The sequence below is a fragment of the Planctomycetota bacterium genome, from assembly GCA_035384565.1.
Taxonomy (GTDB): Bacteria; Planctomycetota; PUPC01; order DSUN01; family DSUN01; genus DAOOIT01.
In genome coordinates, this window is sequence record DAOOIT010000014.1 from 23,618 (window position 1) to 38,472 (window position 14,855).

8 protein-coding genes are annotated in these 14,855 nt (G+C 68.0%); 4 read left to right on the forward strand and 4 right to left on the reverse strand.

The features are described 5' to 3' along the window. Window positions 1-56 precede the first annotated feature (56 nt). The 4 genes from PLE19_07260 (at window position 57) to PLE19_07275 (ending at window position 5,742) form a co-directional block, all read left to right on the forward strand. Complete coding sequence (locus tag PLE19_07260; GenBank protein HPD14729.1) at window positions 57-1,364, forward strand: Ni/Fe hydrogenase subunit alpha; 1,308 nt, start codon at window positions 57-59, stop codon at window positions 1,362-1,364. Window positions 1,365-1,964: 600 nt separating this feature from the next. Further along, the gene (locus PLE19_07265; protein HPD14730.1) at window positions 1,965-2,264 is read left to right on the forward strand and encodes a hypothetical protein; all 300 of its coding nucleotides are present in this window, start codon (window positions 1,965-1,967) and stop codon (window positions 2,262-2,264) included. A gap of 24 nt (window positions 2,265-2,288) precedes the next feature. Then, window positions 2,289-2,969: a VCBS repeat-containing protein gene (locus PLE19_07270; GenBank protein ID HPD14731.1), complete on the forward strand. Its 681-nt coding sequence runs from the start codon at window positions 2,289-2,291 to the stop codon at window positions 2,967-2,969. A gap of 835 nt (window positions 2,970-3,804) precedes the next feature. After that, window positions 3,805-5,742 (forward strand): prolyl oligopeptidase family serine peptidase, encoded by a 1,938-nt coding sequence (locus PLE19_07275; GenBank protein HPD14732.1) that lies wholly within the window; start codon window positions 3,805-3,807, stop codon window positions 5,740-5,742. 172 nt (window positions 5,743-5,914) lie between these two features. Here PLE19_07275 and PLE19_07280 read toward each other — a convergent pair whose 3' ends face one another. The 4 genes from PLE19_07280 to PLE19_07295 form a co-directional block, all read right to left on the reverse strand. After that, complete coding sequence (locus PLE19_07280; protein ID HPD14733.1) at window positions 5,915-7,264, reverse strand: alpha-glucosidase/alpha-galactosidase; 1,350 nt, start codon at window positions 7,262-7,264, stop codon at window positions 5,915-5,917. Window positions 7,265-7,391: 127 nt separating this feature from the next. Next, on the reverse strand, window positions 7,392-8,267 hold the full coding sequence (locus tag PLE19_07285) for a hypothetical protein (protein HPD14734.1): 876 nt from the start codon (window positions 8,265-8,267) through the stop codon (window positions 7,392-7,394). A 196-nt stretch (window positions 8,268-8,463) separates the two neighbouring features. Further along, window positions 8,464-10,404 (reverse strand): peptide transporter, encoded by a 1,941-nt coding sequence (locus PLE19_07290; GenBank protein ID HPD14735.1) that lies wholly within the window; start codon window positions 10,402-10,404, stop codon window positions 8,464-8,466. Beyond that, the gene (locus tag PLE19_07295) at window positions 10,397-14,851 is read right to left on the reverse strand and encodes a M28 family peptidase (GenBank protein HPD14736.1); all 4,455 of its coding nucleotides are present in this window, start codon (window positions 14,849-14,851) and stop codon (window positions 10,397-10,399) included. The genes PLE19_07290 and PLE19_07295 overlap by 8 nt, the downstream gene beginning before the upstream one ends. Window positions 14,852-14,855: the final 4 nt, after the last annotated feature.

The window sequence follows — 14,855 nt, forward strand, 5'->3', positions numbered from 1 at the left end:
AGTCCATTCCGTCCATCTGGTCCATTCAAGACCACCGACCCGGAGACAGCAGACCCATGAGCACCGTGAACATCCACATCCACGAGGTCACCCGCATCGAGGGCCACGGCGACGTCATCCTCAACGCCAAGAACGGCCAGATCGTGGACCTCAAGTGGGCAGTCACCGAGGCCCCCCGCTTCTTCGAAGCCATGTTCCGCGGCCGCTCCTGGCGCGACGCCTCCTACCTCGGCTCGCGCATCTGCGGCATCTGCGCCGTCGCCCACGCCTCCACCTCCGTGCGCGCCACCGAGGAAGCCTTCGGCCTCACCCTCAGCGACCAGGACCTCAAGTTCCGCACCCTCAACTACCACGGCGAAATGCTCGAGAGCCACGTGCTCCACCTCATGTTCCTCGTCGCCCCCGACGCCTTCAAGGCTCCCAGCGTCCTGCCCCTCGCCGCCACCCACCCCGAAGCCGTCAAGATGGCCCTCCGCCTCAAGAAGATGGGCAACTACATCTCCGACGTCATCTGCGGCCGCAAGCTCCACCCCGTCTCCCTCGTGCCCGGCGGCTTCAGCTCCCTGCCCACCGTCAAGCAGATGCGCGAGCTCCAGAAGTACGTGGACGCCCGCGAGGCCGACATCAAGATGATGGTGGACACGATCGTCAGCGTCCTGCCCCTCTTCCCGAAGTACATGCTCGACTTCGAGCGCGAGACCGAGTTCATCTCGCTCACCCACCCCGACGAGTTCGCCCTCTACCGCGGCGACATCAAGAGCACCGACACCGGCAAAGTCACCGACCACCGCGACTACAAGAGCGTGATCAAGGAGCGCATCGTCGAGCACTCGACGGCCAAGTGGACCTCCTCCCAGCGCTCCTCCTTCGCCGTCGGCTCGCTCGCCCGTTGCAACAACAACGCGGCCCAGCTCAACAAGGAGGCCCAGGCCATCGTCAAGGCCGTCGGCTTCAAGCCCGTCGTCCACAAGCCCTTCTACAACAACGTCGCCCAGCTCATCGAAACCGTCCACTGCTACTACGAGGCCAAGCGCCTCATCGCCGAGCTGCTCGACACCGGCTGGAAGCACGAGCCGCCGCAGGTGAAGCCCCGCGCCGGCCGGGGCGTCGGCGTGTGCGAGGCCCCGCGCGGCCTCCTCATCCACGACTACACCTACGACGACAAGGGCATCATCACCGCCGCCAACTGCATCGTGCCCACCACCGAGAACCACGGCAGCATCGAGGACGACATTCGCGTGCTCGCGCCCCAGATCATAGACAAGCCGCAGCCCGAGATCACCCACGCCCTCGAGATGCTCGTCCGCACCTACGACCCCTGCATCTCGTGCTCCGTGCACATGCTCAACGTCAAGTTCGTCTGACCGCCTGACCTCCCGCGCCCAACCTCCCGCGGGTTTCGAACCCGCGGGAGGTTGGATGTCTCCTTCTCCTCCTGCCTCCGCTCTGCTCCTTTTCCTCGTCCCTACGCTCTGCGTGGGGACGGGCTTCCTGGCCGTTCCCCGGCCTCTTCCTCTTCGGGGCAACCCGAACGACCGAGCGTTCGGGTTGCCGTCAACTGTAGGTCTGTGGGCGGGGGCTCTGTCCCCCGCGAACATGCCCACGGAAGGCGCGGGGCACGGAGGCCCCGCCCACAGTCTGGAGCCTCCCGCGGGTTGCGAACCCGCGGGAGGTTGCCACACAAGCGATCTGCGTTCAACAGCTCCAGACATCGCAATCCCCTCCCGCCGACCACGCCAGACCCATGAAGTCGTGCCGAACAGCCTGGACAAGATGGACACCATGGACACCGTTCAGTGGGCACCCGCCGCAGCGCCTGCGCGCGCCGGTCGTTCCTCAGTGTCGCCCCCATGCCCGAGTGGCAACCGCGCGCTTGACAAGCCGCCTCAGGCACGCCACAATGGAACCCAAGGTTGCTGCCGGCGGCCCCGACCCTAGACCCAGCGAACGCAGGAGAGATGGCCATGCGAACCGGTGCAGTCGTGCTCATGCTGCTCGCGGCGCTGTGCGTTGCAGCCACGGCGGCCATGGCGCCGGGCGTCAAACTCGAGGCCGATGGCAAGCCGATTGACGCCCCCATCGGCCACCTCGTGCCCTGCGTCCTCGACTGGAACGCCGACGGGAAGAAGGACCTGATCGTGGGCCTCTTCCAGGGCGGCAAGATCCGCCTCTACCTGAACCAGGGCACGGATGCGGCCCCTGTCTTCAAGGACTTCTCCACCCTCCAGGCCGGCGGGGCCGAAATCTCCCTCCCCTCCGGGTGATGCATCGGCGCCTATCCACAAGGCGTGGATTGGAACAGCGACGGCAAGCTCGATCTCCTGGCAGGCGACTCCGCGGGCAACGTGACCCTGTTCCTCAACATTGGCACGAAGGAGCAACCCGTCCTCGCTGCCGGCAAACTTGTGGAGGCCGACGGCAAACCGATCGCGGCCAGCCGCCAGACCTACAAGATGCTCGACGGAAAGATGGTCGTAGACAAGACCATCGCGGGCAGCCATCCCCTCGCCGAGGTCTACTCGAAGATTCACATGGCCGACTGGGACGGCGACGGGCTCAAGGACCTGCTGGTCGGCCACAACAACACCATCGTCTTCTACAAGAATGCGGGCACGCCCTCCGAGCCTCGGCTCCAGGCGCCAGTGAAGCTCGAGTGCCCAGAGAAGAGCTTCCCCCTGCGCCCGTCGCCCTACGTGGTGGACTGGGATGGCGATGGGAAGAAGGACCTCCTGGTCGGCACCGAGGAGGCGAAGGTCCTCTTCTACCGCAACGTCGGCACCGCCGCCGCCCCCAGGCTGGCCGCGGGCGAGGACCTGGGTCTCCGCGGCGATGGCTTCCAGGCGGGCTATCGTTGCCGCGTCGAGGTCACCGACTGGAATAACGACGGCAAGCTCGACCTCCTGGTGGGCAACTTCTATAGCGGAAGGCCGGCATCGGGGGGCAACCTCTGGCTCTTCCTGCGCCGGTGAGCGCAGGCCGCTGAAGGCTCTGCGTGCAGGCGGCACGCCGCGTCACTCAACGTCAGGTTCGACTGCCCGCTCAACCTCCCGCGGGTCCTCAACCCGCGGGAGGCGACAGGGGGCATGACACCTGGCATCGTTCTTCCACGCCCCGCCCCGTGCCTGTTGGCCCCGCTCTACTGCCCACCCTCGGCCTCTTCGTACTCGTGCGGATAGCGCACCGGGCCGCCGCCCGTCTTGCGCCAGACGCGATAGTGGCGGCCCATGTGGCAGCGGTGGCAAAGGGAGACGAGGAAACACGCGTCGTCGTAGGTCTCGTGGTGGACGACCTTGGCCGGGCCACCGCAGTCCGCACACCGGACCGCCAGGGTGAGCAGCCCAGGACTTGAAGGCGCTGGGTGCGGTCACGCACGGCCCGCTTCTCACGCTGTTTGCGCCGGCAGCGGCTGTGTCCATGTCTGGGCTTCGCGCGGCTTCTCCCTCCCATAAGTACAATGCCAATACCCCCCAAATCTGTTGGAAAAGATTTTCGTCGGCTTGGCGCATCGCCCCATGTACATATGCATACGATACTTACTACTCCGGCTGCGAATCAGTCTGCCTTCTTCCGTGTAGCGACAAGCGTCTCGCCTGTCGAAGACCACCGCTTGCGGCTACGCTTGAGGCCCTGGCCGACGCAACATGTTTCCGGCCACTGCCGACTGATTCGCGGCCGAAGTGGTAGGTCTTCGGCAAACTCCCCCAGTCCGCGCCCTGTTCCGCCCGCACGACAGCGGCTTGCTTTCGGCCCGCGGCGCCGCCATAATGGCAGGCTGCATCTGCCCCCGTTTCAGGAGGATGCGTGATGCCCAGGTCCGCCGCCATCGCCACATTGCTTCTGCTGGGAGCCGCCATGAGCGACGCCGCCGAAACGCCCAAGCCGGCCGACAAGCCGGGCGACAAGGTGCTCGAAGCCTACATCCGCCAGGAGGCCCTGCGGCTCGACGCGGCCTTCGCCGACGACCTGGCGTCGGCGAAGGCGTGGCGGCAGCGGCGCGACGAGTATCGCCGCCAACTCCTCTGGATGCTCGGCCTGTGGCCCCTGCCCGAACGCACGCCCCTCAACCCCGTGGTCACGGGCATCGTGGAGGGCGAGGGCTACGTGGTCGAGAAGCTCCATTTCCAGAGCCGCCCCGGCCTCTACGTCACGGCCAACCTCTACCGCCCGAAGAAGCCCGAGGGCAGGCTCCCCGCCGTGCTCTACGGCTGCGGCCACGCCAACAAGGGCCGCGACGGCAACAAGACCGCCTATCAGCCCCACGGCATCTGGCTCGCCACCCACGGCTACGTCTGCCTGATGATTGACAGCCTGATGCTCGGCGAGATCGCCAGCATCCACCACGGCACCTACCGCGAGAACCGCTGGTGGTGGCACTCCCGCGGCTACACGCCCGCGGGCGTCGAGTGCTGGAACTGCATCCGCGCCCTCGACTACCTCGAGACGCGGCCCGAGGTAGACCCCACGCGCCTCGGCGTCACCGGCCGCTCGGGCGGCGGGGCCTACACCGCCTGGGTCACAGCCGCCGACGACCGCGTCAAGGCCGCCATCCCCGTCAGCGGCATAAGCGACCTCGAGGACTACCTCAACCCCCCTGTCATCAACGGCCATTGCGACTGCATGTTCCTCTACAACACCTATCAGTGGCCCTGGACGCGCATCCTGGGCCTCGCCGCCCCCAGGCCCCTGCTGTTCACCAACTCCGACGCCGACACCATCTTCCCGATGCCCGGCAACGAGCGCACCATCGAGCGCCTGCGCAAGCTCTACGCCCTGCTCGGCCAGCCCGGGCACGTGGACGCCTTCGTCACCCCCGGCCCGCACAAGGACGGGCCCCCCCTCCGCATCGCCGCCTTCGGCTGGTTCAACCGCTTCCTCAAGGGCGACGCCGCGTCCGTCACCGAGCCCGAAACGTACCCGACCATCGAGGGCAAGGAACTCCGGGCGTTCCCCGACGACCTGCCCGCCGACGCGATCAACCCGACGATAGATCGCCAGTTCGTGCCCGTGGCGACTGTGGCCGTGCCCACCTCGCCGCAGGCTCTGGCCGCCCTGCGCGGCAGGCTGCTCGCCGAGCTTCACGACACCAGTTTCCGCGCCTGGCCGAAAGAACTCCCCGCGAATCCTATCCAGCTCGGCGACGCGCCCTCCGCCGGCGCCCTCGTCAGCGAGCCGCCGCTCGAGACCGCCTATCGTTACCTCCCCGCGAAACAGGGATCAAGGGTCTGCTGGCTCCTCATTCTCAACGAGGGCGACAAGGACGACGCCCTGCCTGAATGGGCCGCCGACGTTGTCGGCAACGACGCCTGCGTCGTCCTCGCCCCCCGCGGCGTCGGCCCCACCGAGACGACGCTCAAGCAGCCCTACTACTTCCGCCGCTCGATGGCCCTCCTCGGCCGCACGCTGGACAGCGGGCGCCTGTGGGATATTCTGGCATTTCTTCGCTGTGCGGAGCGCCCCGGCACCACGTGGAAGATCGCCGGCAAGGGCCAGGCAGGCATCCTCGGCGCCTACGCCGCCCTCTTCGACGAGCGGCTCGCGGAGGCCGTCTGCCTCGAGCCGCCCGCCACCCACGACGACGGCCCCTACTTCCTGAGCGTGATGCGCGTCCTCGACATCCCCGACGCCCTGGGCCTCCTCGCCCCACGCCCCCTGGTCCTACGCGGAGCCGCAGCCGAAGCCTTCGACAAGACCACCGCCTACTACCGCGCCGCCGGGGCCGCACAGATGCTCACCCGCCGGTAGCCTCGGGAGTTCCGCTGCCGCCCGCGTGGAGAACGGGCACGGTCAGCCCCAACTGGCGCGAAGACACGGAATGCCGTCGAACCGCCTGCGTTCTGCACCCGCGCTCGCGCCAATGCCGGAGCGCAAGGCTCCTAATCCGGGGGCACCGCCGATCACCCGTGCCAACGCGTGATCACTTTCGGCCGCGCCGCGTCTGCCTTGCTTTGCGGCGCGCCTTGAACGTGGGGAGCCACGCGGCGCTGGCCTCGAACAGCTCATCGCACATCGAGCGCACCTCGTCGAGCGAGCACACGGCGCCGGTGAGCGGGTCGAGCGCGCAGGCCTGGTACACGGCGTCGCGGTCGCCCGTGAGGGCCGCCTGCACGGTGAGCTCGCACACGGCCACGTGCGCCTGGTTGATGGCCGCCAGTTGCGCCGGCAGGTCCCCCACGAACGCGGGGTTCACGCCGTGGCGGTCCGCGTAGCATGGCACCTCCACGCAGCAGCCGGGCAGCAGGTTGGTGATGAGGCCGTCGTTGGGCACGTTGCCGTTGAAGCGGAAGGTCTGGCCCGTGGTCACCGCGTCAATGATGTACGAGCCGTACTCGTGGCTGCGGTTGTAGTTGATGGGGTCCTTGCCCTCGGCCATGCGGGCGAGGCCCTTCTTGTAGTCTTTGCGGTTCGCGCCGTAGAGCTCGAGGATGAAGGCGGTGCCGCCGTTCCAGCCGCCGCCGGGGCAGTACTTCTCGATCAGTTCGGGGCGCTTGCGAATCCAGGGGATGTACTCGGAGTTGTGGCCGCTCGATTCGGTGACGAAGTAGCCGAAGTGGCGGAAGAGCTCGAACCGACAGGTTTCCTTCTGCACCACCTCGGGGTTGTCGAGCACCTTGCGCAGCCGGGGGTAGAGGTCCTTGCCCTTCCGGGTCAGCTCGAGGAACCAGGCCTGGTGGTTGATGCCGGCGACCCAGTAGTCCACCTCCTCGGGCGGCACGCCGATCCAGCGGGCGATCTGGTGGGCCGTGCCCTGCACGCTGTGGCACAGGCCGACGGTCTGGAGGTCCGGCACGGCGGCGTTCACGCCCCACATGAGCATGGACATCGGGTTGGTGTAGTTGAGCAGCAGCGCGTCGGGGCACAGGTCGGCCATGTCGCGCGCGATGTCGGCCATCACGGGAATGGTGCGGAGCGCGCGGAACACGCCTCCCACGCCGTAGGAGTCGCCGATGCACTGGTCCACGCCGTACTTCAGCGGGACGTTGATGTCGTGCTGGAACACGTCAATGCCGGCCACCAGGATCATGGTGATGACGAAGTCGGCGCCCTCGAGCGCCTTGCGCCGGTTGGTCGTGACGAAATGCCTGGCGGGAACGTTCATCTCCCCGATGATCCGCGACGCGATGCGGTCCATGTAGCCCAGGCGCACCGCATCCACGTCCATCAGCGCGAACTCGGTGTCGCGCAGCGCCGGGCAGTTCAGCAGGTCAATCATCAGCCGCCGCGAGAAGCCGAGGCTCCCCGCCCCGATGAACGCGATCTTGGCCATGCAGGCTGCTCCTGAGGGGAAGTGAGCGACGAATCAGGCCACAATGGATACCATAGCGTCGGGATGCTGTCAACCGCGGCCTGACGCCTCGCCGACGAGGCGCCCTGTCGCCGGCCCTGGGGCCCGCTCAAGCGCCCCGGGTAGGGTCCTGCTGGTCCACGAGGTAGGTGCCGCGAATGCCTTCGAGTTGGGCGGCCTTGCGGCCCACGCCATGCACGAGGAAGACCATCGGCGCGCGCCGCGTGTCGCGGAACGTGATGATCAGGCGCCCGAAGCCCAGCAGCCGCTCGATCAGGTCCTCGGCCTCGATGCGCGTGGAATACTGCTCGCGGCTCAACTGCTCGCCCGTCTCGGCCAGGCCCATCTGGATGTTGAGGTAGTTCGGCGTGATCTCTACGTAGTGGAACGTGCCCTTGAAGACCGAATACAGGATGGCAAGGATGAACACCGAGGCAATCAGCGCATACCCAGCCGCATCAATCGCGATGCCGAACCGCTCGAAGAACCGGAAGAACTCGGGAATCCAATTCATCACCGCCACCCACATGAAGGCGCCGGCCAGCACCACCACCGTGATGATCAGCGCCCGCAGGTCAATGTCGTATTCCTCGACCAGGAAGTTCACGAAGAACACCCCCAGCCAGATGCCCCCGAGAAGCGTGGGCTCGACGTCCCCCAGCAGGCCCCAGCGCTGCTTGAGGAACATGAGCACCGACATGACGACCGACGTGACGATGGTCGGGAAGTAGAGCGCCTTGCGGCTGAGGTCGTAGACCATCAGGAGGTTCTTGCACGTCGGGTCGTCGGGGTTGTTGCGCACCCAGTCGCGGCGGATGCGGCGCCAGGCCCCCAGAGCGTGCGCGAAGATGCCCACCAGCACGAGGGCCAGCACAAACGGGATCGAGAAGATGACCGTCTTCACGGCGCCCCACTGCCCCATCCGGCCGGGCGCCACACTCGCCCAGCCCCCCACCACGCACACGAGCGCCAGGAGCGGCAGCACCGTCTCAAAGAGCCTCTGCCGCAGGACGGCACGGAAAGGCCCAGCCGGCCTCGCGGGCTGGCCAGCGGCTGGCGAGGCTTGCGAGGCAGGCGGACGCGCGTTGGACGCGGCCACGGCGTTCTCCTTCCCAGGGGCAGGTTCGTGCGGCCTTACTTGCACGCGATCCTAGCCCGAGCGCTGAACCGTGTCAAGCGACTCAGAACGGCAGGCCCGAGACCGCGCGGGTGATGATGCTGATGCCCACGGCAAGCATGCCGATGAGCCCCACGCCACAAGCGTAGCCGGCGCACAGCACGGGCACGTAGCGGCGCCACTTCTCCGCACCCAGGCGCCGCGCGATCACGTAGCGCCCGATGCAGGCCCCGATGAACATCGGGACCGCGGCGTTCGGCCAGCCCGCGATGCCGCCGATGAGGCCGTAGAAGAACAGCGCGGGCAGCCCCAGCGCGCCAACGGCCGCGTAGAGAGCCAGCCCTGCGCCAAACCCCGTGACGATCAGCCCGGGCTTGATCGCCTGGAGCAGCCACTGGGTGCCGCTCGACGTGGCCGTCATGAACAGGCACTGGTTCCGCGCGAAGAACGGCCACATCCTCGCCGTGAAGGGGTACGTAGACGACGGAATCTCCTCGAGGTACCAGAAGAATGACCAGAACAGGAAGCTGCACACGAGGCTGACAGGGATGATCACCAGCTCGGCCTTGAGCAGGCTCGTGATCTTGGTGCGCGTGAGGTCAAGCACGCGGAAGAGCGATGCCACCCCCCCGTAGTCGGCCAGCGGGAGGGGCGCGAACCAGATGTCCACGCCCTGGTATCTCGCCAGGATGAAGCTGGTCTCGCGAAGGAACGGAAAGGCCACGGGCGAGCCGGTCAGCCCGATCATCCGGGCCGAGATGTAGGAGTTCAGCGGCGTCCACACAAACCCGAAGAAGATGAGCATCCAGAGCGGGAACCGCGGCACAAGGACATGGCACAGCACCACGTAGCACGACGTGGCCGCGGCATAGATGAGAAGGGCGACCCAGAGAGGGAAGTCCCCTCTCCCCTCGGGTCGCGGCAGGGCGCCGCGGAGGCGGAACGCGCCCGAGCGAATGCAGCGCACGATGCCCAGCACAGCGACGGCCAGGGCGGTGCCGATGCCGATGCTCATCCAGAAGTCCATGTCCGTGCGGAACTTCGTCAGGAGCAGGTTCATCCCCGGCTGCCAGCCGGGCAGCAACCCGGCCTTGTAGAGGATGGGATTGGCGACGACCGAGGTGAGCAGGGTGCTGGTGAAGATGCCCACGACCATGGGAAACGGCAGCACCATGGCGAACAGGAAGATGCCCAGGTCGAAGCTGATCCCGGCCAGGGCCGCCGGCAGCACGCCGTGCGCGTTGGCCGTGAGGTCGGCGAAGGGGATTGGAAGAATCTCGAGCGGCTTGTCGAGGATGAGGCCCGTGAGCGCGGGGATGCCGACGTAGATGCTGCCGAACACGATGCCGATCATCGAGCCGGTGGAGAAGACGGGCCAGCGCCACGAGCCCTCCTTGGTGGTCGTCTCGGCCAGGGCGGTGGCGCCCTCGGCCGTGATGGGCGCCAGCGGGAAGGGCAGCCGCTCGGCGTCGCTCGTCAGGCGGAACAGCAGGTAGCCCATCCCGAACCAGTTCATCCGCCCGAGCACCTGGCCGACGAGCACGAGGAGGATGGGAATCATCCAGTCGCGGTGGAACAGGAGCCGGTTGGCGAGCGCGGGCGAATCGGGCGCCGGCACGGCCCACCGCGGGATGCCTTGCGCGATCCCCATGCCTTCGGCCGGAGACGACCGAACGAGGAACTGGTTCCAGATGAAGCCCGTGAACGGCCCGCCGGCCAGGTTGGCCGCCACCACGGCGGCCGCGAGGCCGCCGGCCACGTAGTAGAGGATGTAGACCTCTTGCCGGCGCAGGGTGATGAACGAGCGGCGTGCGACCTCGGTGAACAGGATGATCGTGACCCACTCGGCGGCGGGGCCGAGCGTTTGCCCGGCGATCAAACCCATGTAGATCGAGCCAGGCATCATCACAAGGCCCACGAACACCGCGCCGAGCACCGTGCGGAGGCTGAAGCCCTCCTCGTACGGAACCTCGATCTGGCGCTTGGCGTCTGGAGCCTCAGCCATTGCCCTGCCCTATCTCGGCCTCGAACCGCGCGCGAACCTTGCCCTCATACACCTGGCGCATCTCGGGCCGCAGCACGCGCCAGATGAGGAACTGCTTGCGAATCAGATCGGTGAACTGGCGGTTGAGGCGCCGCCACGAGCCCTCATCGCCGCTGAGGCGTCGAAGGCACAGGAGAATATCATAGAAACCCTCGCCCGGCAACGGGCGGCTTTGCACCTCGACCCGTTGGCTCACCCCCACGTCGAAGGGCGCGAGCCACGCCGTCATCGAGAGCCGCAGCCCCCGACGCGGCGCCTCGCCCGTGGCGGCAAGCTGCACATCCTCCGACGCGAAGCCTCCGAGAGCCGCCTCGGTGTGCGCCTGGAAGTACTCCTCGAGGTAGCCGTTCATCCCCAGGGCCGTGGCCTCGCTCACCGTGAACGGCAGTTCCAGCCTCACCTCGTCGTTCACCGCCTCGGGCAATTGCCAGCGCAGCTCGATGGTGGGCACCGCGATGCGCCGCGCCTGCACGGCCGGGTAGAGGCTCGAGCCTACGACCACGGCCATGATGAAGAGCGATAGCAGCATGGTGGCCGTGGACGAGTAGTTGAGTTGGAGGCCCGGCAGCAGGCCGTAGGCGTGGATGATGCGCGACACCCCCTGCCCCAGCAGGTAGCCGATCACCGTGCCCACCACGGCGTGCACCACGCTCTCGGCCAGGAACAGCGAGCCGATGTGCTTGGGCGCCAGACCGATCGAGGAGAGCACGCCGATCTCCCTCGTTCGCTCGTAGATCGAGCCAAGCATGGTGTTGAACACGATCAGCGCCGCGAGCAGCGTGGGCACGAGCAGCGAGCCGGCGCCCACGATGCTGCTCGCGCCGCGGGTGCTGTAGAGGTCGGTGCGCCCTTCCCTGCCCGCGAACAGCGTGAGTTCGGTGCGGGGCATCAGGTCGCCCAGGTTCTCGGTCACCTGGGCCTCCCCCTCGCCCCGGATGACAATGCTCCGCACCTCGCCGCCCGAGCGGACGAGGAAGTCGTACGACACGATGGCCACGCTCTCGGCCGCCAGGTGCACGTACTCCTCCACCACGTCCTCGTCGGGCGGCCCCTTCTCGCGGCGCCGCTGGGCCATGCGCACGTAGTCCACGGGCGTGAGCGGCTCGCGATCGAGGTCGGCCACCCCGTTCAGCTTCCGGCTGTCGAACACCCCCACGAGCGCGAGCGGACGGCCGAAACACTCGAGCGTCGTGCCCAGAGCCGTCTCCGGCGTCAGGCCGAGGGCAGCCACAGTCTCGCCGGCCAGCACGGCTTCATCCGCGCCCGCCCGCAGCCAACGGCCGGCCACCAAGGCTTCCTGCGGGCGTGTCACCTCCTGCTCCGCCTCCGTGAGGCCCACGAGCGCGGTGAGGTAGATCGTCTTGCGCTCGCGGCCGCCCGTGAGGGCGACAGACGACTGCTCGCCTACCAGGGCCGAGTAATACCATGCCCTGGGAACCACGCGCGCGCCGAACTCGTTGCGCAGGGCCTCCACCGCCAGAGTCTTGATCGCCTGCCACTGCCTGCCGCGCAACAGCAGCCCCTCGTAGCGGGCGCCCTGCTCGGCGTACGGGATGACCGTTTGTTTGAGGAATTGCACCACCGCGGCGAGCGAGAGCACCGAGAAGGCGAGCAGCACGATGGTGATGGACGTGAGCGTGGTGCGGATGGGGCGCTTGCGCAGGTGCCCGATGCCCAGGAAGAAGGCCGTCAGGGCCGCGCTCATGCGGCTCACGTCGGCCGCGTGCACACCGCTCGCCGCGGCGCGCCGCTCGGCCATCAGTTCCTCGAACCGCCGCACCACGAGCGTGATCACCACGACCGAGAGGGTGAGGATCACGAAGGCCAGGAGCACCATGAGCGGCGAAATGGCCACGCGGAACGCCGGGTGAAAGACCGCGAGCAGCAGAAACACCAGGACGAACGCTCCCGTGGTGCCCGCGATGCGCCCGACCGTGGTCCTCGCGCTCAGCAGCAGCCGCTCGATGAAGAACGCGAACGGCAGCACGAGCGCGAGATAGAAGACGAGGCCCTTGACCACATCGTTGGCCGTGCCCAGCACCTCGGGATAGATGCGGGCCTCGAGCGCCCAGGCGGCGCGGGCCTCGGCGAGGAAGCGCGAGTAACGCCGCTCGCCCAGCGCCTCGTCGGCAGCCGCCAGACGCGCGGCGGCTCGGGCGTGGAGTTGCCTGACACGCGGGTTCTCGAGCCCGTGCTCGCTGAAGCTTCGGGCGCGGTGGTCGTCGAGCAGCCACATGTCGCGCGCGGCGCGCAGCGGCGTGAACGGGATCGCGCCGCCCTGCTCACCCACGACGAAGCCCGTGCCCAGCGGCTTCTCCGCCGTGCCGTTGAGCAGCAGCAGCCGCTTGCCGGCCGGCCCTGCCCCCATCAGAATGCGCAGGCGCGTGCCGGGCTTGGCGAACACCACCGCGCACGTCTCCGAACTCGACATCCACGCCGGATTGCGCGGCAGCAGGTAGCCGTAGTTGATGGGCGACGAGTTGGTGCCCGCATCGAGCACCTGGATCGTGTCGAACGGCACGTAGTAGCGCTGGTCGGCGAGATCGAAGAAGGTGAGGGCCCGTGCGGGAAAGCACACGATGGGCGCCTGGCGCACCGGAGCATTCATCTCGACGGTGAGCGGGTAGTTGCGCGCCCCCTCGGGGCCCAGGTCGGGCGCGTAGCGAATCCCGCCCGTGTCGGGGTCGAGCACGAAGGCTCCGAGGGCGAGGGTGGCGCGCCAGGAGCCGACCGCACGCCGCTCGGGCGGCCCCTCGAAGACGGCCCGTCCGTGCTCATCCGCCAGCAGAATCGGCTCGCCGCGCACGCCGCACAGCGACTTCTTCGGCACAGGCTCCTGCACCACGATGAGCGCCCCAGGCAGCGGCTCGTTGGGCAAGTAGTCCTTCTGGAAGTTGAACTCCACGGCCCGGGCCTCGAGGCGTGTCCAATAGCTGTCCGGCAGCTTGCGGATGAAGGCGCCCCGTGTGTTCAGGAAGTTGGGCACGGTGCAGCACAGCAGCCGCACTTGGGCCGCGAGATTGTCGAACACCACGCGGTCCGGCGTGTCGAGCGGCGTGTCCACCACGAAGCGGGCATCATCGGTGGTGGCAAAGGTGAGGCCGACCTGTCCGGCCAGGGTGGCCAGCTCGCCCTCGAGGGCCAGCGGCGTGGGCAAGTGCGTCTGCCAGTTCTTGCCCTGAGCCGAGTTGATGCAGTCGGCGAACGCCGAGCCGGGCTCGCGGCCGAGGCCCCGACAGGCTTCGGCCGCCCAGCGTTCCCAGGCGCGGCCAAGATGCGAGAACCAGGGCTGGAGCCGCCCGCCCTGGTCAATGTAGTGGGCTTTGTAGAATAGCCCCACGCGCCGGCTGTGGCTCGAAAGGTCGAGGGCCACCAGGGCGGCCAGGCGCAGCGGTTGGCCTTCGGCCAGCACGTGACGGCGGAGGAAGTGCCGCATGCCCGCCATCGCCTGACCGTGGCCGGCAGTGGCTAGAAACACCACCTTGCGCGGCAGCGGATGCCGCACGAGTGTTCGGGCCAGCTCCAACAAGGCGGCCATTGAACACGCCTGCTCGGCCCCCGGCGACTGGGCGGGCACGACCGACATCGAGTCGTAGTGCGCGCTCACCACGATCGCGTCCTGGCACGCGGGGTCGGTGCCCGGCAGCGTGGCGAGAACGTTCACGGCCTCGCCCTCCGCCCAGTCCATTCGCCCCGTGAGCCTCGCGCGCCGGGGGATGGCGGCGGCCTCCAGGGTCTTGACGAGGGCCTGGCCGTCGGACCGGCCGATCCAGAAGCGGGGCAGGTCGGCAGGCACGGTGAGGAACTTGGCTTCCGCCTCCGGGCGCCACGGGGATTCGGGCTCCACGAAGATCACCGCCTTCGCGCCGAGGAGGAAGGCGTTCAGCCAGTCGGTCTGGCAGTTGAACTCCAGGAGCACGATGGCGCCCTCCACCGGCTTGCCGTCGAAGTCCCGCGGCTGCGCTCGCCCTGCGTAGATGAGCGGCCCTTCGACCCCCTCGGGCGGGAGCGTGGACGTGCGGACCAGGTTTGGCCACAGGCAGGCGAGCGGAATGGGCGTCGCGCGCCCGTCCAGCGCCAGCGTGGCCCCACGGTCCATCGGCACGGCGACGCCGAAGCTCTCCTCTCGCACATCCTCGAGCCCGATCTCGCGAAGGGCTGCCGCAACCCAACGGGCCGCCTCGCGGGCACCTGGGTAGCCGGTCACCCGTGAACCGAGGGCGGCGAGCGAGGCGATCGTGTCCCGCAGGCGCCCCTCGTCCACCGCAGCGGCGGCGGCCTGGTAATCCGCGATCTGGCGCACCTGCTCCCCGGGGTCCACCAGCGTGGGGTTGCTCATCAGAGCCGACACCCACACGGTGGCCGCGCAGGCAAGAAGGGCGAAGACTACCCAGAGCGAATGACGCACAAGC